This is a genomic window from Thiosocius teredinicola (genome assembly GCF_002009425.1).
GTDB classification, from domain to species: domain Bacteria; phylum Pseudomonadota; class Gammaproteobacteria; order Chromatiales; family Chromatiaceae; genus Thiosocius; species Thiosocius teredinicola.
The window spans coordinates 3,244,143-3,266,318 of the sequence record NZ_CP019936.1 but is presented as its reverse complement, the minus strand read 5'-3'; the positions used below and the strand labels follow the sequence as shown (position 1 = coordinate 3,266,318).

Sequence of the window (22,176 nt, the reverse complement as noted above, 5' to 3'; positions counted from 1 at the left end):
TAGTATGCACTCGTCAGTTGCGGGGTGGAGCAGTCTGGCAGCTCGTCGGGCTCATAACCCGAAGGTCGTAGGTTCAAATCCTGCCCCCGCTACCAAATCTAAAAAGGCCGCAAATCTGCGGCCTTTTTTATTGCCTGAACCAGCCCAGATTTGAACCTACGGCGTCTCAAAAAGGTCAGGTTCACAAGCGCCGGGAGGTGCGCAGCACGAGCAGAGCGAGTCAATCCTGCCCCCGCTACCAAATCTAAAAAGGCCGCAAATCTGCGGCCTTTTTTATTGCCTGAACCAGCCCGGATTTGAACCTACGACGTCTCAAAAAGGTCAGGCTCACAAGCGCCGGCAGGCGCGCAGCACGAGCGGAGCGAGTCACTCCTGTCTCGATGCCCACCAGATATCAAACTTAAGGGTAAGTGGCTGCAATGCCGTGAGAGACGGCGAAAGCAAGCTTAGCAATTGCGCCGTCACCCTTGGTCCAAATAGGCGCGCCACCCACCCAGCTGGGTGATCTCTACCGCACCCTCGATACCCGCGGGTTCACAGATGAACCCCGGCAGCTCCCGACCATCGGCCAACCGTACTTTGCCGATACCCAGCGGGCTGGGTATGCCGGCGACGAAACTGCCGAAGTTTTCTGCGGGTACTGACCACACCTCGACCTCGATCGCGGAACCTGCCTCGTCGCGCACGAGTCCCGGCCGATAGGGTGGGCCGCCGGCAAGGGCATACAGGCGATAGCCATCGCTGGTGGTTGTGCGTTCCAACAACTGTGCGCCGCGCTCGCGCAATTGCCAGTTGAGCGGCAATCCCTCCAGATGCGCGCCGCAGACCACCACGGGTATCGTCGATGTCTGTCGTTGCGGCGCCATGGTCGATGGCGGGCATGGGTCGTGACTTGCACCCTGCAATGATGGCAGCACCTGCTGCAGGTAGGCGCCTATGCCCAACAACTTGCGGTCTTCGAAGGTCTTGCCGACGAGCGTGATGCCGAAGGGTAGATCAGTGCCGGTGAAGCCGGCCGGTATCGCCAGCGCACTGAGGTCGAGCAGATTCATGTAGTTGGTGTAATAGCCCAACTCGCTGTTGCGCTTGACCGGCTCTTCGGCGACCTCGGCCAGGGTGAACAGACGGCCGGCGGTAGGCGTGAGCAGGCAGTCGACCGTATCCATTATTGCGTAGGCCTGTTTCTTCAGGGCTTCAAGGCGGTATTGTGCCTTGAACAGATCGACCGCATTGGCACGACCGCCAGGCTCGATGATGCCGTATGTCACCGGTAAGAATGCATCGGGCTGTTCGACGATCAAGGGATAGGTCGCGATGTAGCGCTCGGCCACCCAAGGCCCTTCGTACAGCAAGCGCGCCGTTTCATCGAATGCCGTGTAGTCAATGGTGACCATCTCTATACCGGCATCGCTCAATCGCTGTAGTGCGAGTGCGTAGGCCTCAGCATAGTGTCCGTCGCCAAAGAACTTCAGTTGCTGCTCATCGATCACGCCAACGCGCAGTGGTCCTTGCCAGGGTCCGTAGTGTCGTGCGCGGTTCGAGAAGGGGTTCCTCCGACTATAGGGATCGCCTGCATCTTCGCCTTCGGCCGAGGCCAACAGCTCGGCTGCATCGTCACAGTTCAGCGCGAATATCGTCATGCAATCGAGGCTCTGGCAGGCCGGCAGCATGCCGCTGGCCGAGAGCAGGCCGCGTGTCGGTTTCACGCCGACCAGGTTGTTGAAAGCGGCCGGCACGCGGCCTGAGCCTGCGGTGTCCGTACCCAGGCTGAAACTTGCAAGGCCGAGTGCAACGGCAACGGCTGAGCCGGCGCTCGATCCGCCGCTGATGTAGTCCGGATTGAACGCGTTGGCACAGGCGCCGTAAGGTGAACGGCTGCCGACCAGACCGGTCGCGAACTGATCGAGGTTGGTCTTGCCGATCGGAATCGCACCGGCGGCCAACAACTGCTCGACGACCTGTGCCGATTTGTCGGGCGTATAAGCGAACGCCGGGCAGGCCGCTGTGGTCGGGATGCCGGCCAGATCGATGTTGTCCTTGATCGCGAACGGAACGCCCCATAAGGGATGTGTCGCTGGGTCCATGTCGTCGAGTCGCGCCAGATAGGGGGCCAACTCGGCATCGCTCAAACGATGAATCCAGATGTTGTGCTGCTCGTAGTCAGCGGTACGACGCGCGATGTCGGCGACGACCTGCGCCGGTGTCGTGTCGCCGTTGCGGTAGGCATCGCGCAGCGCGGTGAGAGACAGGTTGGGAATCATGTGCGTTCCTCCAGAACAACGAGGGGGTCGCCGGCGCGCAGCTGCGCACCCTGTGCTTTCAAAATATGCGTAACGGTGCCATCGACACCGGCGGTCACCGTAATCTCGGTCTTCATCGACTCCAGCACCAACAGCGTGTCGCCGACATGTACCTCGTCGCCGACGGCGACATTGATCTGCCAGACGCTGCCGGACACCGGGCCGTCGACCACGTGGCTGTCTTCGGGCCAAGCCGGTGCGTCGTCTTGCTCGACGATCGCGTCATCCGACGCAAAGTTGAACTGACCGTTGGCATGCCAGCGCGCGAGTTCTTCATCGAATGTCAATTGGCGGCGTTGGTTGAAGGCATCGATACCTGATCGGTGTTGTTCAAGAAAGGCTTCGTAATCGGCCAGGCTGAACTCGGTGGGTTCGATCTGCAACGGGTAACGTCCTTGTGGGAAGTCGCGACGGATCTGCTGCAGCTCGTCGGCCGATACCTCGAAGAAGCGGATCTGGTCGAAGAAACGCAGCAGCCAGGGCTGGGTGAACGTGTCCGTCTGGCGATAGCGGTTCCACATCTGCAGTGTGCGACCGACGAATTGATAACCGCCCGGACCTTCCATGCCATAGACGCACAGATAAGAGCCGCCGATACCGACCGAGTTCTCCGCCGTCCAGGTACGTGCGGGGTTGTACTTGGTCGTGACCAAGCGGTGACGCGGGTCGATCGGTGTTGCGACCGGTGCGCCGAGATAGACGTCACCCAGGCCCATCACCAGATAGCTGGCGTCGAACAATACCGACTTGACTGCATCGATCGAGTCGAGCCCATTGATGCGGCGAATAAACTCCAGGTTGCTGGGACACCATGGGGCATCTTTGCGCACCGATTGTATGTACTTGTCGATCGCCTGCTGGCAGGCAGGATCGTCCCACGACAACGGTAGATGGACGATCCGCGAGGGCACCGTCAATTCGTCGAGATTCTGCGCAAGCTGCACCTCGGCATCTTCCAGGTGCGCGAGCAGCGCATCGTGCGACAGCACCTTGGGATCGAAATGGATCTGCAGTGTGCGGATCCCCGGGGTGAACTCGTACATGCCATCGAGTCGATGGGCCTCCAACCAGCGCATCAGCGCATGCACACGAAAACGCAGGCGGATAGCCAGTTCCGGCTCGCCATACTCCAACAACAGGAAGTGATCACCGGCGGCGCGATACACGATCCGCTCGCCGTATTGGGCGGCATCCAGGGTCTTCAACACCGGCGTCGACTGCGGGGCATCGACCGGGTTGATCGCAGGCGCCGCGTCGAGCGGTTGCAGTCGTTCGATCGATTGGAGTTGATGGTATTCAAGTTGAACGGCGGTGTGCAGATCGACCGCCTCGAAACGGATCCTGTCGCCGGCTTTGAGCTGGCCGAGCTTCCACAGGTCGGCGTGTATGACCGTGGCCGGACAGACGAAGCCACCCAGCGACGGCCCGTCTGGGCCGAGTATCACCGGCATGTCGCCGGTGAAGTCGACCGTGCCGAACGCATAGGCATTGTCGTGGATATTGGACGGGTGCATACCGGCCTCGCCACCATCGGGGCGCGCCCATTCCGGCTTGGGCCCGATCAGGCGAACACCTGTACGGCTGGAGTTGTAGTGCACCTCCCAGTCGGTGTCGAAAAAGGTTCGGATATCCCGTTCGGTGAAGAAGTCCGGCGCGCCATGCGGGCCGTACACCACGCGCAACACCCAATCACTGCCGATCGTCGGTCGCAAGGCTGTGGGCACTTCACCGGTAGGCACTTCGCCGGCAGGTGCGTCGTTTGATGAGACGAGGTGCAATACATCGCCGCTACGCAATGCGCGGCCGTTGTGCCCACCGAATTGACCGAGGGTGAAGGTCGAGCGTGAACCCAAATACTCGGGGCATTGAATGCCACCGGCGACGCACAGATAACTGCGCACACCGGCGCCCGTTACGCGGCCGATGCGCAGTGTGTCGCCGGCGTTGATCGTCACACTGGTCCACATCGGTACCGAACCGTCCGAGGTGCTGGCCTCGATATCGGCGCCGCACAGCACGATCCGGGTATCGCGACTGAACTGCAGCTGCGGGCCTTGCAGCGTGATCTCGATGCCGGCGGCATCATCCGGGCTGCCCAGCAGCCGGTTACCCAGGCGCAACGAATAGCCATCAAACGGCCCGGACGGCGGCACACCCACATGCCAGTAACCGCGTCGCCCGACTGCCTCTTGCAAGGTCGACTGGGTACCGCCCTGCAGCACGTCGATGCGTGCTGGGGTGAAGGCGAAGCTGTTGAGGTAGCGTGTGGTCACCTCACCCGCGAGTACCTTCGGATCGCTCAACAAGGCTTGCAGGTACGACAGGTTGGTTTCACAGCCGTACAGGGTCGTGGCATTCAGCGCCTGTTGCAGACGTTGTAACGCGGTGGTGCGATCGTCGGCATGGACGATGACCTTGGCCAGCATGGGATCGAACCAGGCAGGGATCTCGATGCCGGATTCGATCCAGTGATCGATACGCAATTCAGTGCTTGCCTGCGGCCATTGCACCAGCGATAGCAGGCCCGCACTCGGTTGGAAATCGCGGTAGGGATCTTCGGCATACACGCGCGCCTGAACGGCATGACCATTCGGCGCAAGCGCGGCGCGTGCGGCGGCCAGATCGAACGCCTGTTCGGACGCAATCGTCAGCATCCATTCGACCAGGTCGACGCCATAGACCATCTCGGTCACACCGTGCTCGACCTGCAGCCGCGTGTTGACCTCAAGAAAATAGAACGCCTCTGTCGCCTGGTCGACGATGAACTCGATCGTACCGGCATTGCGATAGTCGACCGAGGCCAGCAGACGCTCGGCGGTCGCATGCAGTTGTTGGCGTGTAGTCTCCGACAGGTTGGGTGCCGGGCATTCCTCGATGACCTTCTGGTTGCGTCGTTGGCTGGAACAATCGCGTTCACCGATGGCTACCGCAGTCCCGTTGCCGTCGCCGATCACCTGGACCTCGATGTGCCGTGCCGACGCGATGAACTTTTCGAGAAACACGCCGCCGTCGGCGAAGTGGCTTTCGCCGAGTCGCTTGACCTTGGCGAATGCCGCGCCGAGTTCTTCGTTGTCGTGACACAACTGCATACCAATGCCGCCACCGCCGGCGGTCGCCTTGAGCATCACCGGGTAGCCGATCCGGTCGGCGACCTGTCGCGCCTCGGCTTCGTCGGTGAGCAGTTCCGATCCCGGTAACAGCGGCACACCAGCCGCTTCAGCGAGCGCACGGGCACGATGTTTCAGGCCGAAGTCGCGCATCTGCTGCGCAGTCGGACCGACGAAGCGGATACCCCCAGACTCGCAGGCCTCGACAAAACCGGGATTCTCACTGAGAAAGCCGTAACCGGGGTGGATTGCCTGTGCACCGGTTTCTGTGGCAATCGCCAATAGTTGTCGGGCATTCAGATAGGTATCGCTGGCCGGGCCGTCGCCCAGGCAATAGGCCTCGTCGGCGTTGCGAACATGCAGGCTGTCGGCATCGGCCTCGGCGTATACCGCAACCGATGCAATGCCCAGGTGCTTCAAGGTGCGTTGGATGCGCACCGCGATTGCACCGCGGTTGGCGATAAGCACTTTATCGAACATGGTTCATCCGCTGCGGGTCGTCCCGCATATCAAGGCTGCTGTCGTGGTCGTCCACGCAGGATCGGGAGATTCAGTACGAGATCACTTCCAGGTCAGGATCTCGATCGGTGTCGGGTTGTAGCCATTGCATGGGTTGTTCAACTGCGGGCAGTTCGACACCAACACCAGGACATCGGTACAGGCGCGCAGTTCGACATACTTGCCCGGTGCTGAAATGCCGTCTTCAAAGGTCAGTCCGCCTTCTTCGGTTACCGGCACGTTCATGAAGAAGTTGATGTTGTGCCCGATATCGCGCTTGGCAATGCCGTACTCCGGGTTCTCGGCGACCGCGAGCATCCAACTGTCGCGACAGGCATGCATGTGGCGCTTTTCGAGGTCGTAGCGCACGGTGTTGCTCTCTGTCGCACAGGCGCCGCCAATGGTGTCGTGGCGGCCGCAGGTGTCGGCGACGATCTCGAGCAGCGCGTTGCCCGTCTGCGAGAGCAGGGTACTGCCGGTCGTCAGATACAGGTTGCCCTGTTCGCGGATCGTGTCGATGGCGCTATAGCGCTCGCTCGGATCGTTGGCATCGAAAAACAGGGTGTCGGCCGCCTGGTTGCCTTCGAGGTCGAGTATGCGCACAGTGCGACCGGCCTTCAGGCGCGCTATGTAGTAGTCGCCGGCGCCGACGGTACTGCGGCTGAGCGCATCCCTGGCTTGCAGTTCACTGGTCTTGAGCATATCGGTTTACCTCACAGGCCAAGATGGTAAAGGGCGTTGTTTTGAAAGCCGCGCTGGTTTTCCGGGCGGAAGTTCTTGCAGTAGTCGTCGTCGGCCACCGGTTCGGCCAGTCCGAGTTCGATCTTGATCGGCTTGGCCGGATAGGTTTCTGCCTGACTCAATGGATGGGGACAGGTGTGCAACAGCACCAGTGTTTCCATCTCGAAGCGCAGACTGACACTGTTACCCGCCTGGCTATGGCCGGCATGCAGAGAAAGGTTGCCGTCGGCATCGGCGCCCACCTTGCTGAACCAGTTCACGTTGGCGGCAAGGTCTGCCTTGCCGAGGCCGTACTTGGCGAGTTCGACCAGGAATGCGTCATGGCCATTCTGGTGCCACTCGTTGCGATCCTGCTGATAGTTGCGCTCACCCCAGCGGCTTGCGACCTGTTCGGCATTCATGTTGCCGCACACGCTCTCGTGCCAACCGAGGTCGTCGGCGACGATCGAGCAGAAGATGCGCCCCATGTCGGAATACAGGCAGTTGCCGCGGGTGAGCTTGAAGGTGTGTTGGCACTTCAGCGTATCTGGTGCGTTGTAACGTTCCAGCAGGTTGTGCGGGTTGTAGAACAACATGCCGACGTTGGCGCCGCCGTGCAGGTCGGTCAGACGCATTTCGGTGCCGCGTCGCATGGTCAGCGACCAGTGCGCTGCGCCCGGCAATTCCGTGGTGTAGGAACAGGTTTGCATGATTGCTCCTTTGCGTAATCAAGGGTGCGTGATCAGTGGTGCATGATCAGTTAATTGGTGCGGTGACCGGGTTCAATTGGTCGTCGATCTGTTCGAAGGTCGCGCGGTCGACGGTGCCTACCGGCAGGTCGTAGGTGATGGTCGCGCCGTAGGCATGCGGTGCCTGTGGGTCGTAGCGTGTCTTGTCGAACACCCACAGGCGGGTGCCGAGATAAAAACCCTCTTTGATGTCGTGCGTGACCATGAAGATGGTCAGCTTGAACTCACGCCTCAGCGACAAGACCAGGGCGTGCATGTCGGCGCGTATGCCGGGGTCCAGCGCACCGAAGGGTTCATCGAGCAACAGAATACGCGGCTTGCGAATCAGTGCCTGGGCAATCGCGAGACGCTGGCGCATACCGCCTGACAATTGATGCGGATAGCGATCCATTGCCGCACTCAGGCCGACGGCCTCGAGCATCGCTTTCGCCTCTTCGATGGCTTCACGCTTCTTCTTGCCGAATAGGTGGCCGAGTATCGGGTGATGTTCGAAGGCGCGTGCGATGGTGAGATTCTCGAGCACGGTGAGATGTGGAAAGACCGAGTACTGTTGAAACACGATGCCGCGATCGAGCCCCGGTTCATCGGGTATCGGTTTGCCGTCGAGCGTCAGACTGCCTTGGCTGGCGCTTTCGATACCCAGCAGCATTTTGAGAAAGGTGCTCTTGCCGCATCCCGAGGTGCCGACCAGCGTGATGAACTCGCCTTCGTCGACCTTGACGTTGACGCGTTCCAGCACGACTTGGTCACCGTAGCGTTTCCAGACGTTGTTTGCTTCGATCATGACTTGTCGCTCCGGTGGTGCCATGGGTACAGCACACGACTGAACCATGCCAGCGCGACGTCGAGCAAGAAGGCCAGCAAGGTTATCCAGAAGACATAGGGAATGATCACATCCATGGCGAGATAACGCCGAACCAGGAAGATGCGATAACCCAGGCCGTCGGTCGCCGCGATCGCCTCGGCGGCGATCAGAAACAACCAGCCCGTGCCGAGCGACAGACGTACTGCATCGATCAGGCGCGGCATGATCTGCGGCAGCAGCACCCGCAACAGAATCTGCAGGCTGTTGGCACCCAGCGTTTGTGCCTTGACCAACATCTCGCGTGGCAGTTCGAGGGTGTGTTTCTGCAAATCGCGTGCGATGAACGGTGCCACACCGATCACGATCAGCACGACCTTCGATAGCTCATCCAGGCCGAGCACAATGAAAAGAATCGGCAGCAACGCCAACGGCGGTATCAGCGATATCACCGTCAACAGCGGAGAGACTGACGCATTGACGACCGGAAAGGCACCGGTCAGCAGGCCGAATGCCAGGCCGACGACCGCAGCGATGGCGATACCCAGTCCGAGACGGCGCAGGCTGGCCGCGGTATCGGTCCAGAATAGATACTCGCCGCTGCGCTTGCTGGGCTGCAGGGCCATGCGTTCCATGGCATTGCCCATCTGCGAAAACGACGGCAACAGTTTGTCGTTGGGATTTTCCGCCAGCCTGGCATTCGATCCCCAGATGTAGAGACCGATTACCAAGACCAGCGGAATGACCCCCAACAGCCAGGCCCACGGGCGACTCGGAGTGAAATTGACGAGTTTCTTCATGCCGATGAGCCTGACTGGAAGGGGTGTTTAGAGTTTGCCGTCGGCCGCCATCTGCATGTACTCCGGCGTAAAGCGCAGCTTCACGTTGCTGGTGCTGCCGTAGGTGCCGGCCGGTGTTTCGATGCCGATGAATCCGGCATCCGGGGCGCCTTCACCCAGCAGGCCGTGGTCAAATGAGAACTCGGCGACGGCCTGCATGGTGTCTTTCAGTGCAGGGCTGTTGGTGAAAGCCACGGCATCGGTGGGCGTGTAGAACATCTTGGTGCTGGCGAGCTGGGCATCGTAACCGGCCAGATCGGTACCGGATGCCGTACCCATCGCGGTGCGCGCAGCGATGCCTGCGTCGCTGTCGCTGCTCATCAGCGCCATGGTCTCGTACCAGGCGCCGACCAGGGCCTTGGCGAGCTTCGGATTGGCTTCCATCGTCTTGGTGTTGATGACCAGCAGGTCGATGATCTCACCGGGAATCTGTGAGGAATCGAATACTTTGTGACTGTTGGGCATCGCCAGGATCTCGCTGAGCAGCGGGTTCCAGGTAACCACCGCCGTCACGTCGTCGGTTGCATAGGCGGCTACCATGTCGGCGTCTGAGGTGTTGACGACGGTCAGGTCGGATTCGCTCAGGCCGACACTTTCCAAGCCACGCGCCAGCAGGTAGTGCGATACGCTCAGCTCGACCAGGTTGACCTTCTGGCCGGCGATGTCTTTCAGCGAGTCCTTGCCTTTGAGTACGACACCATCGTTGCCGTTGGAGAAATCGCCCACGATCAAGGCGGTGCTGTCGACGCCACCGGCTGCGGGTATCGTCAGCGCGTCCATATTGGTCATGACGCAGGCATCGAATCCGCCGGCGGTGTACTGGTTGATCGACTCGACATAGTCGTTGATCTGCACGACTTCGATATCGATGTCGTACTTGTCCGCCCACTTCTTGACGATGCCGTGGTCGGCCGCATAGCCCCATGGCATCCAGCCCACGTAGATGGACCACGCGACCTTGAACGAGTCTCGGGCGAAAGCAGAGGGAACGAGGAGAAAGAGAGACAGGGCTAGAGCAAGCGACTTCACGGTTGGACCTCCGAAGTTACACGTAGGGGCACTCGAGACTCGTCTATCGAGCCTGATACCTCCCGGGCTTTTGTCCCGCCGTGTAACCTTTCATGGGAAAGGTCGACCGCTCTCGGACCAGACATCGCTTGCAGCAGCGACCGGAACCCTAGCGCTCTATTACTTGCGGTCAGCTTAGCTGACCGTATCCAGGTTTGACGATGTTTTTCTGAGTTCGCGAGCGCCTGGAGCCCTAGTCTTTGCATGTTAGGTGCCATTTCCAAAACATCTTTGATAATCCGAGACTTGTGCAAAAGCCGGTGTTCCGCATCCGCATGGCGATGCATCGATTCGGTGCGTCGGGCGTTCGTCCGGCGCGATGTTGGTGCGTGGCGCGAATGGCATGGCGGGGCAGGCCTGATCAATGTTGCGGATGATTCGTAGGGTGCTGAAGGCTGGCCTCTTCGCGGCGCACGCGACGGTGAAGGATCACGAAATGGCTCATTGCCGCGGTTTGCGCATGAGCGGGATGCTTGCGTTGATTAGGCTGATCGCGAAACGGGATCAACGTGTGCCGTGGAATGTGAGAGAAGTGGTGAAACCGGCTTTTGCGTCTATTTGCCGATGCCGGATATTGAAAAGCCCGAGCTTTGAAGCCCGGGCTTTCCGTCTAGGGCAGTGAAGGCCGCTACTGTTTGGTCACTCGCGTGCCGGTGTGATTCCGTGCTTGCGCATTTTGCGATAGAGCGTGTTGCGGCTCATGTCGAGTGCGTCTGCGGTCCTTGAAATATTCCAGGCATGGGTATTCAAGGTGGCGAGTATCACCTGCTGTTCCGCAGAGTAGAGTGGGTTGCCGCCGTCGTCGCTCTCGGCTTCGACGCAGGGTGGCATGGCGGTTCCGACGGGCGGAGCAACTGGCTCCACCGGCTGGAGTTTTTGTTTCGGCAGATTGATATCAGTAACGTTGACGACGCCGTCTTCGCTCAATGCGATCGCCGCGCGCACCACGTTGCGCAGTTGGCGCAGGTTGCCCGGCCAGGGGTAGCGCAGTAGCGTGGTCATGGCCTCGGGAGAAACGCGCAGGTCTTTGCCGGTGTCGTTCTCGGCCTCGAACACCTTGAGCACGATGTCGGACAGGTCGCGTCGCAGGCGCAGCGGCGGCAGCGATATCGTGATGCCGTTCAGACGGTAGTAGAGGTCCTCGCGAAAACTGCCTTCGTGCACCAGTTGGGCGAGGTCGCGATGGGTGGCCGAGATGATATTGAGTTCGACGCGCACCGTTCTGTCGGAACCCAAGGGAGCAACCTCCTGGGTTTCGAGTACGCGCAACAGGCGCGATTGCAGGTGCAGCGGCATGTCGCCGATCTCGTCGAGAAACAGAGAACCGCCGTTGGATTCGAGTATCTTGCCGCGTCGGCCTTCGCGGCTGGCGCCGGTAAACGCGCCGTGCTTGTAGCCGAACAACTCGCTCTCGATCAGGCTTTCCGGTATCGACGCACAGTTCAGCGCGACAAACGGCATGTCCTTGCGGCGACTGGCCCGATGTAGCGCCTGTGAGAACAGGTCTTTGCCGGTACCGGTTTCGCCGGTGATCAAGATCGGTATCCGCTTGTCGACGACTTTGCGGGCACGGTGCGCGGCATCCATCATCTGTGGGTCGTCACCGGCGAGCACGCGCAGTTCGCAGAGTTCGCCACGACAGTCGTCGCTAGACGAAGCCGTCGGCGGCACCACCAGCCCGCGGCGGCGCGGCGGCTTTCTGTAGGTGTACAGCATGCCGAAGAACTGTTTGCCGCTGTTGGCATCGCGGAACGGTCGTACGGTTTCCGGGTCTTTGCGCGAGCCGTCGAACAGCCCTTGCAGATCGTGACCGATCACGTCGTTCAGCGTCTTGCCGACAATCAGCGATCGATCGCCGATGTCGAGCATCTTGAGCGTCACATCGTTGGCGGCAAGCACGCGGTTGTCGTCGCTCAAAGCGATCAGCGCCTTGTCGGGCAACGTGACCAGTTCGGGACGATCCTGGAATCGCAGAATCTTCTGGTTGCGGTACTCGCGCAGGAAGTATTGGCTTTCGATCAGCCTTGCATACGCCGAGATCAGCGCCAGTGTATGCGTTTGCGCGGCGCGCGAGTCGGTCGAACTGCACGATGAAGAATCCAGTACCGCGAGTAGATTGCCATGTGGGTCGTGAATCGGGGAGGCGGAGCAGGTCAGCCCGATATTCTGGCTGAGGAAGTGCTCATCGCGATGCACGGTGACCGGTCGCTGTTCGGCGATACAGGTGCCGATGCCATTCGTTCCGAGTAATGCCTCGCCCCAGTCGGCGCCGAGACACAGACCGGCTGCGCGAAACTGTCTTTCGATTGTCTCCTCGACGATCTGCTGCAGCACAAGGCCCCGGTGATCGGTGAGCAACACGGCGTAGTCTGTGCCCGCCTGGATCTTGGCCAATTCGACCAAGGCGGGTTCTGCAAGTCGCAACAGGCCTTCGAGGCGACTGCGCGCTTCGTTCAACTGGTCGTTTTCGAGTACGCGCAGATCGGGGCAACGCATCGGGTCGAGGTCGCGTTCGTGAATACATCGCTTCCACGATGCAAAGATGGTGTTGTCTATTCCAAGGTTGCGCACGGCTTGGTCACAGCTCGCAACATTGGAGATCTTCTGAGCGTGCTGACGCATGAGATGGGTGTGCGGCATCGTCTCTGTCTCCTCCATCAACCTACTTTGGGTCGAAGGTTATTGGTTTGAGGTGTTGTTATATGTGTCGTTGTATCGGGATTGACGCATCCGAAACACATAGACAGCACACCGAGCATTTGAAACGGCGGCTTCGGTGACTGGCCGATGCGGGAGCATTAGCGCGCGCCTCAGTGCTGCCCAAAGATTGGCGCTTGCGCTAAAAGTCCCCTAGTCATCAGCAGTTGCGGCTATATCCGGATCTGTCATTTCGCGATCAGACGGTATCAACGGCTAAACGAGTTTCAGTTTTTCGATTGTGTGGTATGCAAGTTGCTCCTGTGTCTTTGGTTGAAAACGGTCGAGGCGAAGGTGGCACCGCCGCTTGCGCTACAGATTCAACCCTGCGATGCGAACTCGCCTGTTAGGCGCGGCATACCGGTCTGCCCCAAGCGAAGCGGCCGTACGTCATGGTGTTCGTTCTGTATGCACAAGCAGTATTCACGCCGCATGTCTGCCAGCCATGCGTCGACGCTTGGTGCATGTTCGCCTGCGCGTCCGCAGCGATCACCTCTGGACACGGCCACCGGGATCAAGCTGCTCGACGAGCGTCCTCGTCTGATTGCAATGTTTGAACCATCGCGTAGCCGTGCGGCTTTGCGCAGGCGCGGATCGCTGCCGAGACGACGTCCGACCTTGCTCTCGTCTGCCTCGACAGCGTGAACGCAGAGGTTCTGAGCACGCGTAGTCTCGCGGCGTCATCGTCCGGACCGCGGATGGGTGTCGCTGATGGCGACAGTTCTGAGCGATGTGACGCAGAATGCTTCAGTTGCTTAAAACTGCGGTTCGCGGGTAACCGGTTGGTTTGATCCGGTGCAAGGCGCGACTGCAAGCGCGTGCTTCACACCGTCTCAAGTCACTTCGTCGATGCCTGTCAGGCATTGCATGATCATTAGATGGCAGCGTCGTCGTGTCTGTTGCGCGCGCCATGACAAAGACCCGCTTCGTCAACTTTCGCGTATCCAACGGCGTGTCTGAGCGTCGTTTCTATCAGTTCCCGCCAACACGCCGGCGCCCGCCCGATGAGATGTGACAACCATGTGTCACAGGCGCTGTGCCGATTGAGCACAATCGTGCGCCATCGCTGATCCGGCCGTTTTCCATGCTTTTCCGGTGACTCTCCAAGAATCGATAACCTATTGAAAAAAATCAATAAAAAGACGCTTCCTTGCATGGCACGAACCTTGAAATCGCAAGCCACCACGATCGCCATGATCGTGACAGAAGTGGCCTCGAAGCCACTGGAAACAGAATTGATCTGCCATCGAGGAGTTGTCGACTATGAGAAAAAATACACTGCTGCGAGCGCTGGCGCTGTCATCGAGCTTGGGCGTGACCGGCACGGCGCACGCCGTCACCTGGGATGCCGGGGATTGGACGCTCGGGCTGGGCGGTAACGTCAACGCGTTCTATACCCGTACCAACTGCGATGCGTCCGACCTTGATTCGGGCGGCACAACGCTGGCGAGCCTGGCTTGTCCGACGGATGGCGACAAGAACAGCGTCAATAACGGCTTGCTTCCTGCGTCATTGAACTTCAGTGCCGAGACGACCCAGAACGGTTTCGATATCTCGGCACACATCAACGTCTACTACGGCATCACCAGCTCGGGCGCGGACGGCGATTCAAACGCCGACAACACACCGGACGCGCTGAAGTTCAGCTCGGTCGATGCACGTCAGGTCTATCTGACCTTCGGCAACGCCGACATGGGCACGGTGAAGATGGGCCGCGATTTCGGTCTGTTCGCATTCGATGCCATCATCAACGACATGAGCCTGCTCGGTGCCGGTTCTGCATTCACTACGGCAAACCCGGGGCACACGACGCTGGGCGGTCTCGGCTATGGCTATGTCTATACCGACCGCTTGGCACAGATCAACTGGACCTCGCCGAAGTGGGGCGGTTTTCAGGGCACCGTGGGTGTGTTCAACCCGTTCGACGGTCAGACATCGAGCGCTGCGACCAAGGCGATCGGGGAGTCCAGCCTCGGATTCCACGGCAAGGCCAGCTACGAGTGGGATGGCGCATATCCCGGTTATGTGTCGACGACCTTCCTCAAGCAGGACATCGACATCCAGACGGCTGCGGGTGCCGATGTCGGCAGCAGCGATATCCAGGGCTGGGACATCTTCGGCAAGGTCAGCATCGGTGACTTCGGTTTCGCCGGCTACTACTACGATGGCGAAGGCATGACGTCGCTGGCGCTGGGTGGTCTGGTATTTCCCGGGTTTTCGGATACCGCCGATGCAGAAGAGTCGAGCGGCTACTACGTGCAGGGTACGTATACCTGGAACAACACCAAGTTCGGTATCCACTGGGCCGAGAGTGAGCAGGAAGAACTCACCAAAGTCGAGAACGAACGCCTGACCCTCGGCGTGTACCACAACCTTACACCGGCGCTGACCTTGCTGGGCGAATACAGCATGCAGGAAAGCTCCTTGTCCGGTGGCGGCACCGATAAGACATCGAGCTTCAACGTCGGCGCAATCCTGTTCTTCTGAGTGGCGCGAAGCTGTGCTTTCTGTCCCTCGCGCATTGGCCGGACCTCCACCGGCCTTTTTTTTCCGATCACTGAGGTTGCACGACGCGGCGCCGGATTGCCGTCTGTCGTGACCCAAGGAGAGTTCCATGCAACGGCATATGAGAGCACTTGGTTTGCTCGGCTTGTTGTCTCTGTTCGCCGGTTCCGCATCGGCGATAACTCTGCACCGTTCAAGTTCGCTCGAGCTGTACACGCTCGATGCAGAGGGCGAAGTTCACAATGCGCATCCGGTGAACTTTGTCGATCCTGATTCGTTGGCGCAGCTGCTGGCATCGTTGCAGGTCGATTCATCCGAAGCCGGCAATGCGATTTACCTGATGAGCGAAAACCAGGCGATCGAGGCGGGTGCAGAGTTGGCATCGGCCCTTTCGCGCATCGATGACAAGCGCGACGTGCACCTGGTGACGTTCCGCCAAGTGGGTTCGTTTCCGGTCAGTCGTCGTCTGGCTACGGGTGCGCGGATATTCGTTGAAGATGGGCAACTGAACCTGATCTTCGGACAGGTCGACGAGTTTCTCGACGAATTTCGTGAGCCTTACCAGAAACGTGCACGTCCCGGTGCCCGCCAGCTTGCTGCTTTGAGCGGCGCAACCATTCAACCGGCGGACTGGTTCACGTTCAAACCCGGGCGCAAAGACTGGGTGCTGTTTCCCATCGACCTGACACAGAGCCCGCGACGCCTGCTGCGCCTGCAGTCAGGCGAAATGTCGAGCAAGGCATCGGCCGAGCCGGCGCGCACGTCGCCGAAACAGCATTCATCAGTCAAAGCCCCTACAGCCAATCGATGGAAAGACCTCGAGGAAGGGCTCGAGACTCTGAAACGTTTGCAGCAAAAGGGCCTCATCAGCGACGACGAGTATCAATCGCAACGTCGTGCCTTGCTCGACGACGTGGCGCTGTAACGGGTGTCGCGGTTTCGTGACAGCAATGCGTTCAGAAATTTCATCGCCCGCTGGGGTATCGCGCAACGACGCCAAGGGCGGGTGGAAAACAGAAACGTTTTTAACGATTTACAAACGCTACCGCAAAGTTGCGGTTGGCTTGCTTGTTGCTCTCGCCAGTACGGCAGCTGCGGCTACAAGCCTATCAACGAAGCGCAACGGTTGCGTCGGGTGAGACGACATAAGACCAAATTTTTGGGAGGAGAAACTGAATGAATCGTACATTTCGTCAAACGGCACTGAGCGGTGCCATAGCCGTCGCACTCAGCGTCGGCTTCGTATCCACCAACGCCGTACAGGCGAAGAGCGTGACTCAATCGGCGATCGACGACGACGCCAACAGTGTGTCGAACGTGCTCAGTTGGGGGATGGGACAACAAGGTCAGCGCTTCAGTCCGCTGACAAAGATCAACAAGGGCAACGTCAAGAAGTTGGTGCCCGCATGGAGTTTCTCTTTCGGCGGCGAGAAGCAACGTGGTCAGGAGGCACAACCGGTCGTCGCCAACGGCAAGATGTTCGTCACCGGGTCGTACTCGCGACTGTTCGCGATCGACGCCAAGACCGGCGAGGAACTCTGGCAATACGATCATCGACTGCCCGACGGCATCCTTCCGTGCTGCGATGTCATCAACCGTGGCGCAGCCCTGTATGACGACCTGGTGATCTTCACCACGCTGGATGCACGCGTGATCGCGCTCAGCCAGGAAACCGGCAAAGTCGTATGGCGGGCCAAGATCGACGACTACAAGGCGGGCTACTCGAACACCGCGGCGCCACTGATCGTGCATGACATGGTCATCACCGGCGTGTCGGGTGGGGAGTTCGGCGTTATCGGTCGGGTAGAGGCGCGCGACGCGAAGACCGGCGAGATGCGGTGGGTGCGCCCGTCCGTCGAAGGCCACATGGGGTATATGTGGAAGGACGGCGAGAAGGTCGAGAACGGCCTGACGGGAAAGACCAACGCCACTTGGCCGGGCGATATGTGGAAGACCGGCGGTGCGGCGACCTGGCAGGGCGGCACCTACGATCACGAGACCGGGCTGATCTTCTATGGCACCGGCAACCCGGCACCGTGGAATGCGCATCTTCGCCCGGGCGACAACCTGTACTCGACTTCTACGCTCGCGATTGATCCGAAGACGGGCAAGATCGCCTGGCATTTCCAGTACACGCCGAACGACGGCTGGGACTACGACGGTGTCAACGAAGTCGTTTCGTTCAACGTCGACGGCAAGCAGCTCGCCGGTCACGCCGACCGCAACGGCTTTTTCTATGTCCTCGATCGTACCAACGGTAAGTTGGAGAACGCTTTCCCGTTCGTCAACCAGATCGATTGGGCGAAGGGCATCGACCTGAAGACCGGCCGACCGATCGAGAACGGTGCCCGTCCCGGTGACCCTTCGAAGAGTGCCGATGGCAAGAAGGGCGAAACCATCTTTGTTGCGCCTTCGTTCCTCGGTGCAAAGAACTGGATGCCGATGGCGTACAGCCCGAAGACTGAACTGTTCTATGTGCCGTCGAACGAGTGGGGCATGGACCTGTGGAACGAGCCGATCACCTATAAGAAGGGCGCTGCCTACCTGGGTGCCGGGTTCACCATCAAACCGCTCAACGATGACTATATCGGTGCACTGCGCGCTGTTGACCCGCGTACCGGCAAGATCAAGTGGGAATACAAGAACAATGCCCCGCTGTGGGGCGGCGTTATGACGACCGCCGGTGGCCTGGTGTTCACCGGAACGCCCGAAGGCTATCTGAAGGCGTTCGACGATCAGACCGGTGAAGAGCTGTGGAGCTTCCAGACCGGTTCCGGTGTTGTCGGTTGCCCGATCACCTGGGAGCAGGACGGCGAACAGTTTGTTGCCGTGCCGTCTGGCTGGGGTGGCGCCGTGCCGCTGTGGGGCGGGGATGTGGCCAAGAAGGTCAAGTACCTGAACCAGGGTGGTTCGCTGTGGGTGTTCAAGCTCACTGACGCCTGATCACGCGACAGGCCGGCCCTGTCTGAAGGGCCGGCCAATACGCAGTCGAAAGCGACGTAACGAAAATTTTTTGTTTAATGGAGTGTTCCCGACATGTTTAACAAGGTGCATCGACGATTCGTCGGCGCTGTGCTGTTCAGCAGCATCATGTGCGGTGCCGCGATTGGGCACGGCAATGTATCGCCGCAACCGATTGATACCTCGAACCTGCCGCAGCTGGGTGACGAGTGGCGAGAGGTCAACCCTTATCGTGACAACGCCGATGCCATCACGACCGGTGCATCGGCATACAACCAGAACTGTGCGCGTTGCCACGGTCTGGGTGCAGTCTCGGGCGGCATCGCGCCCGACCTCAGATTGTTGCCGCCGGAAGATGAAGGCGACGAGTGGTTTATCTACCGCGTGCGCAACGGCTCGGTGCGCAACGGCGTGACCTACATGCCATCGTTCGAGGGCACATTGACGCAAGAGGCGCTGTGGTCGATCCGTGCCTGGCTCGCGACCCTGCCGGCCGACGAATAATTACAAGAGACAATGAGGGACAGTGTGATGAAGACGATCAGATATTCCGTGGTGCTGGTGTGCTGGGTGGCGCTCTGTGTCGTTGGCCAGGCGGTAGCATCCGATGACGAGCCGAACGCATTGCAGCGTGTGTTGTCGAGCGGCGCGCTCACAGTCGCGGTATACGACGATTTTCCGCCTTACTCGTATCGCGACGCCAAGGGGAGAATGGTCGGCATCGACGTATCGGTGGCCAAGGCATTGGCGGAGCGACTGGGCGTAGGCGCAGTCATTCGCGCCGTCGGTGCCGACGAGTCGATGGAAGACGATCTGCGCAACAATGTGTGGAAGGGTCATTATCTCGGTGGCGGTGTCGCCGACATCATGTTGCACGTCCCCGTCGACAAGGCGTTTGCACAAGAGAATGATCGCGTGGTCATTCTGGCACCTTATTTTCGCGAGCAGATCGTTGTCGCTACCACGCAGGTATTGGCCGGCGCTCCGTTGGAGGCGTTCGATGAACAGCGTGTCGGGGTGGAGCTCGACACCATGGCTGACTTCTTTTTGCTGAGTGCCCGAGGCGGGGCGATGCGCAACCAGGTGGTTCACTACCGCAATATGGGAGAAGCGGTCGAGGCCCTCAAGCGCGGTGAACTCGCCGGTGTGGCCGGTCCGCGGGCCGAGGTGGAGTTTGCGCTTGGCGAACAGCGAAAAGACTATGTCGTGCAGGCGCTGCCCGGGCTGGGCCGCGGCGGCTGGGACCTCGGTGCGGCGGTCAAGCAGGGCAATGACGAGTTGGCTTCGGAGATCGCAGCGGGCATGCAGCGCTTGCGCGACGGTGGGGTGATCGAACGCATCTTCAGTCAACACCATGCGACCTACCAGGCGCCGGATCAGGACAAGCCGGCAGCCATCGCAGGTGATACGGACCTGGCCATGACGGATGCCCCCGAAGGCTCCAAGCGCCGGCCTTGAGCCAGGTCGTGCGTTACGTCGATGACAGTTGCCACTCCGACCGCATGAGAATTGGCTGCGAAAACCTTGGCGGTAGCAGGACATCGCCCTGCGCGATACATATGCCTGCTGCGCGCCATGTCTGCGCGCTGACCTGTCTGCTTTTGATCGCCGTCAGCACGACGGAACTGCACGCCGGATCGACGGCTGAAGACCCATTGCAGTCGTTCGTGTGGCACGAGATGCACGCGCGGTTGCTCGATAACGCGCCCGTCACGTTCGACGAGCGTGTCAAGGTGTTGCTGCCCGACGAGGCCGAGGACTCGATGAACGTGCCGGTGTTGGTCGATGCATCACAACTCGACGACGTGGTGCGTATCGTCGTGTTCGCCGAGCTCAACCCGATCCCCAAGGTGCTCGAGTTCGAGCCGTTGCAGGCCCTGGCGCGTATCGGCTTTCGCCTGAAGGTACAGCAGACTACGCCGGTGCGGGCAGCGGTGTTGACCGGCGACGGCGTCTGGCATCTCGGTGGGCGCATCGTCGGCGCGGCCGGTGGTGGCTGTACGGCGCCGAGTCTGGGTAGTGCAAATCCGGATTGGTCGAGCCGCCTGGGCGAAGTCAGCGCAAGGCTTTGGCAGAAACCACAGGCAACTCGGCTGCGACTGCGCGTGATGCACCCGATGGATACCGGCCTGGTCGATGGCATACCGGCCTTTTACCTCGAGCGACTCGCGCTGCGCGATGCGCAAGGTGATGTCCTGAGTCGTTTGAAACTGTTCGAGCCGGTTGCCGAGAACCCGATGCTGACGTTCGATCTGCCAAAACTCGACAGGGTGACAATCGAAGCACGCGACAACAACGGCAACCCGGTGTCGGCCAGGATCTCGACCGGGCAGGGAGGCCGGTAGTGTTGGTATCGCGACGCGCTGTATGTTGGTTGGCTTGGGCGATGTTGCTGTGCGCCACCCAAAGCGTATTTGCTGCCCGCGACTATGCGCTTGAACCGCAGCAGGTCGCGCCGAACACCTATGTGCTCATCGGGGCCAATGAGCATTTCAGTTTCGCCAACGGCGGCAACATTGCCAATACGGGTTTCATTGTTACCGATGACGGTGTTGTGGTGATCGACACCGGGCCGTCGCGGTTGTACGGCGAACAGATGATCGCAGCGATTCGCGCGATCACCGAAAAACCAGTTGTACGCGTCTACAACACCCACCTTCATCCCGATCACTTTCTCGGCAACCAGGCATTCGATGCAAGCGTGTTGGCTGCTCTGCCGGCGACGATCGACGGCATCCGGCGCGATGGCGATGGTTTCAACGAGAATATGTACCGCCTGTGCGGTCCGTGGGAGGCGGGAACACACGTGGTCGCACCAGCAATAGCGACCGCAGACGGCGTTGAACGCATCGGCGGCCACCGCTTGCGTCTGCTGGCGATGACGGGCCACAGCGATGGTGATTTGGTGGTGTTCGACGAAACTACCGGTGTGCTGTTCGCCGGCGACCTCGTCTTCAACGGACGCACACCGACCACGCCGCATGCCGAGATTGTGCAATGGCTTGCATCGCTGGACGCGCTCGATACGCTGCCGTTCAAGGTGCTGGTTTCGGGCCACGGCGCTGTGGCAAGCGACCGCTCGCCGATCGATCTAACCCGCCGCTACCTGGTCTGGCTCGAGGCGACACTTGCCGAAAGCGCAGAGAAAGGTCTGGATATGGCCGAGGTGTTGTCCGTAGTGGTGCCGCCGGCCGATTTGGCGTCGCTGGACGTATTCGCGTCTGAGTTTGAGCGCTCGGTTGCCCATCTTTATCCGGCCTACGAGTCTGCGGCCTTGCGCAAAGGACAAGTCGAACAGGTTCTCGAGTGAAGCGCGGGGCAGTGTTGTTCGTCGCCCTGTCATCGCTTGTCATCACCGATGTGCCGGCAATAGCATCCGATGGCGGGTTGTTCTCGCCCGACGGTTATCGCATCTCCCGCTATCGCGCCGCCTTGGTCGAGCAACCACCGGCGGGTCAGCGTATCGGAACGCAGGCGTTGCTTGAGTTGATCGAACGCGATGCGCCGGTGTTGGTCGACGTGCAGGCGGTGACCGTGCGCGGCGAGTCCGTCGAGTTTGGGCAGACCTGGCTGCCGTCTTCGCCCCGTTATCACTTGCCGAACAGTGTCTGGCTGCCGAATGTCGGCTACGGCGAACTGAGCGTCGAGATGGCGGATTATCTCAATCGTCATCTCGATCGCCTGACCGGCGGCGATAAGAACAGGCCGATCGTTTTCTATTGCATTGTCGATTGCTGGATGTCTTGGAATGCCGTCAAGCGCGCCGATGCGCTCGGCTACCGACGCCTGTATTGGTACGCCGAGGGTACGGACGGCTGGGAAGAAGCAGGGCTGCCTCTAGAGTTGGCGCAGCCGCTACCGATGGCGCCTCAGTGATAGGGTAGGCGGCACTTGAGGCACGCCTGTTCCTGAAATGCCACAGGCAGCGTC

16 protein-coding genes, 1 tRNA gene and 1 riboswitch are annotated in these 22,176 nt (G+C 60.1%); of the genes, 9 read left to right on the top strand and 8 right to left on the bottom strand.

Translation table 11 applies throughout. The features are described 5' to 3' along the window. The first annotated feature begins 18 nt into the window (after positions 1-18). Positions 19-95: transfer RNA gene (locus B1781_RS15495), tRNA-Met, on the top strand. A 366-nt stretch (positions 96-461) separates the two neighbouring features. On the opposite strand, the gene atzF is transcribed toward B1781_RS15495, so the two are convergent. From atzF to B1781_RS15450, 8 genes are all read right to left on the bottom strand, one after another. Then, the gene (atzF, locus tag B1781_RS15490; RefSeq protein WP_078120522.1) at positions 462-2,261 is read right to left on the bottom strand and encodes an allophanate hydrolase; all 1,800 of its coding nucleotides are present in this window, start codon (positions 2,259-2,261) and stop codon (positions 462-464) included. After that, on the bottom strand, positions 2,258-5,887 hold the full coding sequence (uca, locus tag B1781_RS15485) for an urea carboxylase (RefSeq protein ID WP_078120521.1): 3,630 nt from the start codon (positions 5,885-5,887) through the stop codon (positions 2,258-2,260). Before uca ends, atzF begins: the two co-directional genes overlap by 4 nt. A gap of 81 nt (positions 5,888-5,968) precedes the next feature. Then, on the bottom strand, positions 5,969-6,607 hold the full coding sequence (locus tag B1781_RS15480) for an urea amidolyase associated protein UAAP2 (RefSeq protein ID WP_078120520.1): 639 nt from the start codon (positions 6,605-6,607) through the stop codon (positions 5,969-5,971). An 11-nt stretch (positions 6,608-6,618) separates the two neighbouring features. Then, positions 6,619-7,335, bottom strand: a complete 717-nt coding sequence (locus B1781_RS15475; protein ID WP_078120519.1) for an urea amidolyase associated protein UAAP1 — start codon at positions 7,333-7,335, stop codon at positions 6,619-6,621. A gap of 46 nt (positions 7,336-7,381) precedes the next feature. Then, on the bottom strand, positions 7,382-8,158 hold the full coding sequence (locus tag B1781_RS15470; RefSeq protein WP_078120518.1) for an ABC transporter ATP-binding protein: 777 nt from the start codon (positions 8,156-8,158) through the stop codon (positions 7,382-7,384). Then, a complete protein-coding gene (locus tag B1781_RS15465) occupies positions 8,155-8,976 on the bottom strand; it encodes an ABC transporter permease (RefSeq protein WP_078120517.1) in 822 nt (273 codons plus the stop codon). Before B1781_RS15465 ends, B1781_RS15470 begins: the two co-directional genes overlap by 4 nt. A gap of 27 nt (positions 8,977-9,003) precedes the next feature. Continuing rightward, on the bottom strand, positions 9,004-10,044 hold the full coding sequence (locus B1781_RS15460) for a putative urea ABC transporter substrate-binding protein (protein ID WP_078120516.1): 1,041 nt from the start codon (positions 10,042-10,044) through the stop codon (positions 9,004-9,006). Between the two features lie 57 nt (positions 10,045-10,101). Then, a riboswitch (guanidine-I (ykkC/yxkD leader) is annotated at positions 10,102-10,207 on the bottom strand. A gap of 515 nt (positions 10,208-10,722) precedes the next feature. Continuing rightward, entirely contained in the window at positions 10,723-12,741 is a 2,019-nt protein-coding gene (locus B1781_RS15450) for a sigma-54-dependent Fis family transcriptional regulator (protein ID WP_078120514.1), read from the bottom strand. Positions 12,742-14,043: 1,302 nt separating this feature from the next. On the opposite strand from B1781_RS15450, the gene B1781_RS15440 reads away from it, so the two are divergent. The 8 genes from B1781_RS15440 (at position 14,044) to B1781_RS15405 (ending at position 22,122) form a co-directional block, all read left to right on the top strand. Next, positions 14,044-15,267 carry a porin gene (locus B1781_RS15440; RefSeq protein WP_078120512.1) on the top strand — a complete coding sequence of 408 codons (1,224 nt, stop codon included), beginning with the start codon at positions 14,044-14,046 and terminating at the stop codon, positions 15,265-15,267. Positions 15,268-15,406: 139 nt separating this feature from the next. After that, positions 15,407-16,210 carry an SHOCT domain-containing protein gene (locus B1781_RS15435; RefSeq protein ID WP_164513419.1) on the top strand — a complete coding sequence of 268 codons (804 nt, stop codon included), beginning with the start codon at positions 15,407-15,409 and terminating at the stop codon, positions 16,208-16,210. Between the two features lie 251 nt (positions 16,211-16,461). Further along, on the top strand, positions 16,462-18,228 hold the full coding sequence (locus B1781_RS15430; RefSeq protein WP_078120510.1) for a methanol/ethanol family PQQ-dependent dehydrogenase: 1,767 nt from the start codon (positions 16,462-16,464) through the stop codon (positions 18,226-18,228). A 93-nt stretch (positions 18,229-18,321) separates the two neighbouring features. Further along, the gene (gene pedF / locus B1781_RS15425) at positions 18,322-18,750 is read left to right on the top strand and encodes a cytochrome c-550 PedF (protein WP_078120509.1); all 429 of its coding nucleotides are present in this window, start codon (positions 18,322-18,324) and stop codon (positions 18,748-18,750) included. 27 nt (positions 18,751-18,777) lie between these two features. Further along, complete coding sequence (locus tag B1781_RS15420; protein WP_164513418.1) at positions 18,778-19,704, top strand: substrate-binding periplasmic protein; 927 nt, start codon at positions 18,778-18,780, stop codon at positions 19,702-19,704. 101 nt (positions 19,705-19,805) lie between these two features. Beyond that, positions 19,806-20,591 (top strand): quinoprotein dehydrogenase-associated SoxYZ-like carrier, encoded by a 786-nt coding sequence (locus tag B1781_RS15415; protein WP_078120507.1) that lies wholly within the window; start codon positions 19,806-19,808, stop codon positions 20,589-20,591. Further along, positions 20,591-21,556, top strand: a complete 966-nt coding sequence (locus tag B1781_RS15410; RefSeq protein WP_334223750.1) for a quinoprotein relay system zinc metallohydrolase 1 — start codon at positions 20,591-20,593, stop codon at positions 21,554-21,556. The genes B1781_RS15415 and B1781_RS15410 overlap by 1 nt, the downstream gene beginning before the upstream one ends. Then, entirely contained in the window at positions 21,553-22,122 is a 570-nt protein-coding gene (locus B1781_RS15405; RefSeq protein WP_078120505.1) for a rhodanese-like domain-containing protein, read from the top strand. Before B1781_RS15410 ends, B1781_RS15405 begins: the two co-directional genes overlap by 4 nt. The last annotated feature ends 54 nt before the right edge of the window (positions 22,123-22,176 follow it).

What these genes read in the sequence shown, in the direction of transcription:
- atzF (WP_078120522.1), bottom strand. Translation starts at nt 2,261, where the DNA reads ATGATTCCCAACCTGTCTCTCACCGCGCTGCGCGATGCCTACCGCAAC.
- uca (WP_078120521.1), bottom strand. Translation starts at nt 5,887, where the DNA reads ATGTTCGATAAAGTGCTTATCGCCAACCGCGGTGCAATCGCGGTGCGC.
- B1781_RS15480 (WP_078120520.1), bottom strand. Translation starts at nt 6,607, where the DNA reads ATGCTCAAGACCAGTGAACTGCAAGCCAGGGATGCGCTCAGCCGCAGT.
- B1781_RS15475 (WP_078120519.1), bottom strand. Translation starts at nt 7,335, where the DNA reads ATGCAAACCTGTTCCTACACCACGGAATTGCCGGGCGCAGCGCACTGG.
- B1781_RS15470 (WP_078120518.1), bottom strand. Translation starts at nt 8,158, where the DNA reads ATGATCGAAGCAAACAACGTCTGGAAACGCTACGGTGACCAAGTCGTG.
- B1781_RS15465 (WP_078120517.1), bottom strand. Translation starts at nt 8,976, where the DNA reads ATGAAGAAACTCGTCAATTTCACTCCGAGTCGCCCGTGGGCCTGGCTG.
- B1781_RS15450 (WP_078120514.1), bottom strand. Translation starts at nt 12,741, where the DNA reads ATGGAGGAGACAGAGACGATGCCGCACACCCATCTCATGCGTCAGCAC.
- B1781_RS15440 (WP_078120512.1), top strand. Translation starts at nt 14,044, where the DNA reads ATGAGAAAAAATACACTGCTGCGAGCGCTGGCGCTGTCATCGAGCTTG.
- B1781_RS15435 (WP_164513419.1), top strand. Translation starts at nt 15,407, where the DNA reads ATGAGAGCACTTGGTTTGCTCGGCTTGTTGTCTCTGTTCGCCGGTTCC.
- B1781_RS15430 (WP_078120510.1), top strand. Translation starts at nt 16,462, where the DNA reads ATGAATCGTACATTTCGTCAAACGGCACTGAGCGGTGCCATAGCCGTC.
- pedF (WP_078120509.1), top strand. Translation starts at nt 18,322, where the DNA reads ATGTTTAACAAGGTGCATCGACGATTCGTCGGCGCTGTGCTGTTCAGC.
- B1781_RS15420 (WP_164513418.1), top strand. Translation starts at nt 18,778, where the DNA reads ATGAAGACGATCAGATATTCCGTGGTGCTGGTGTGCTGGGTGGCGCTC.
- B1781_RS15415 (WP_078120507.1), top strand. Translation starts at nt 19,806, where the DNA reads ATGCCTGCTGCGCGCCATGTCTGCGCGCTGACCTGTCTGCTTTTGATC.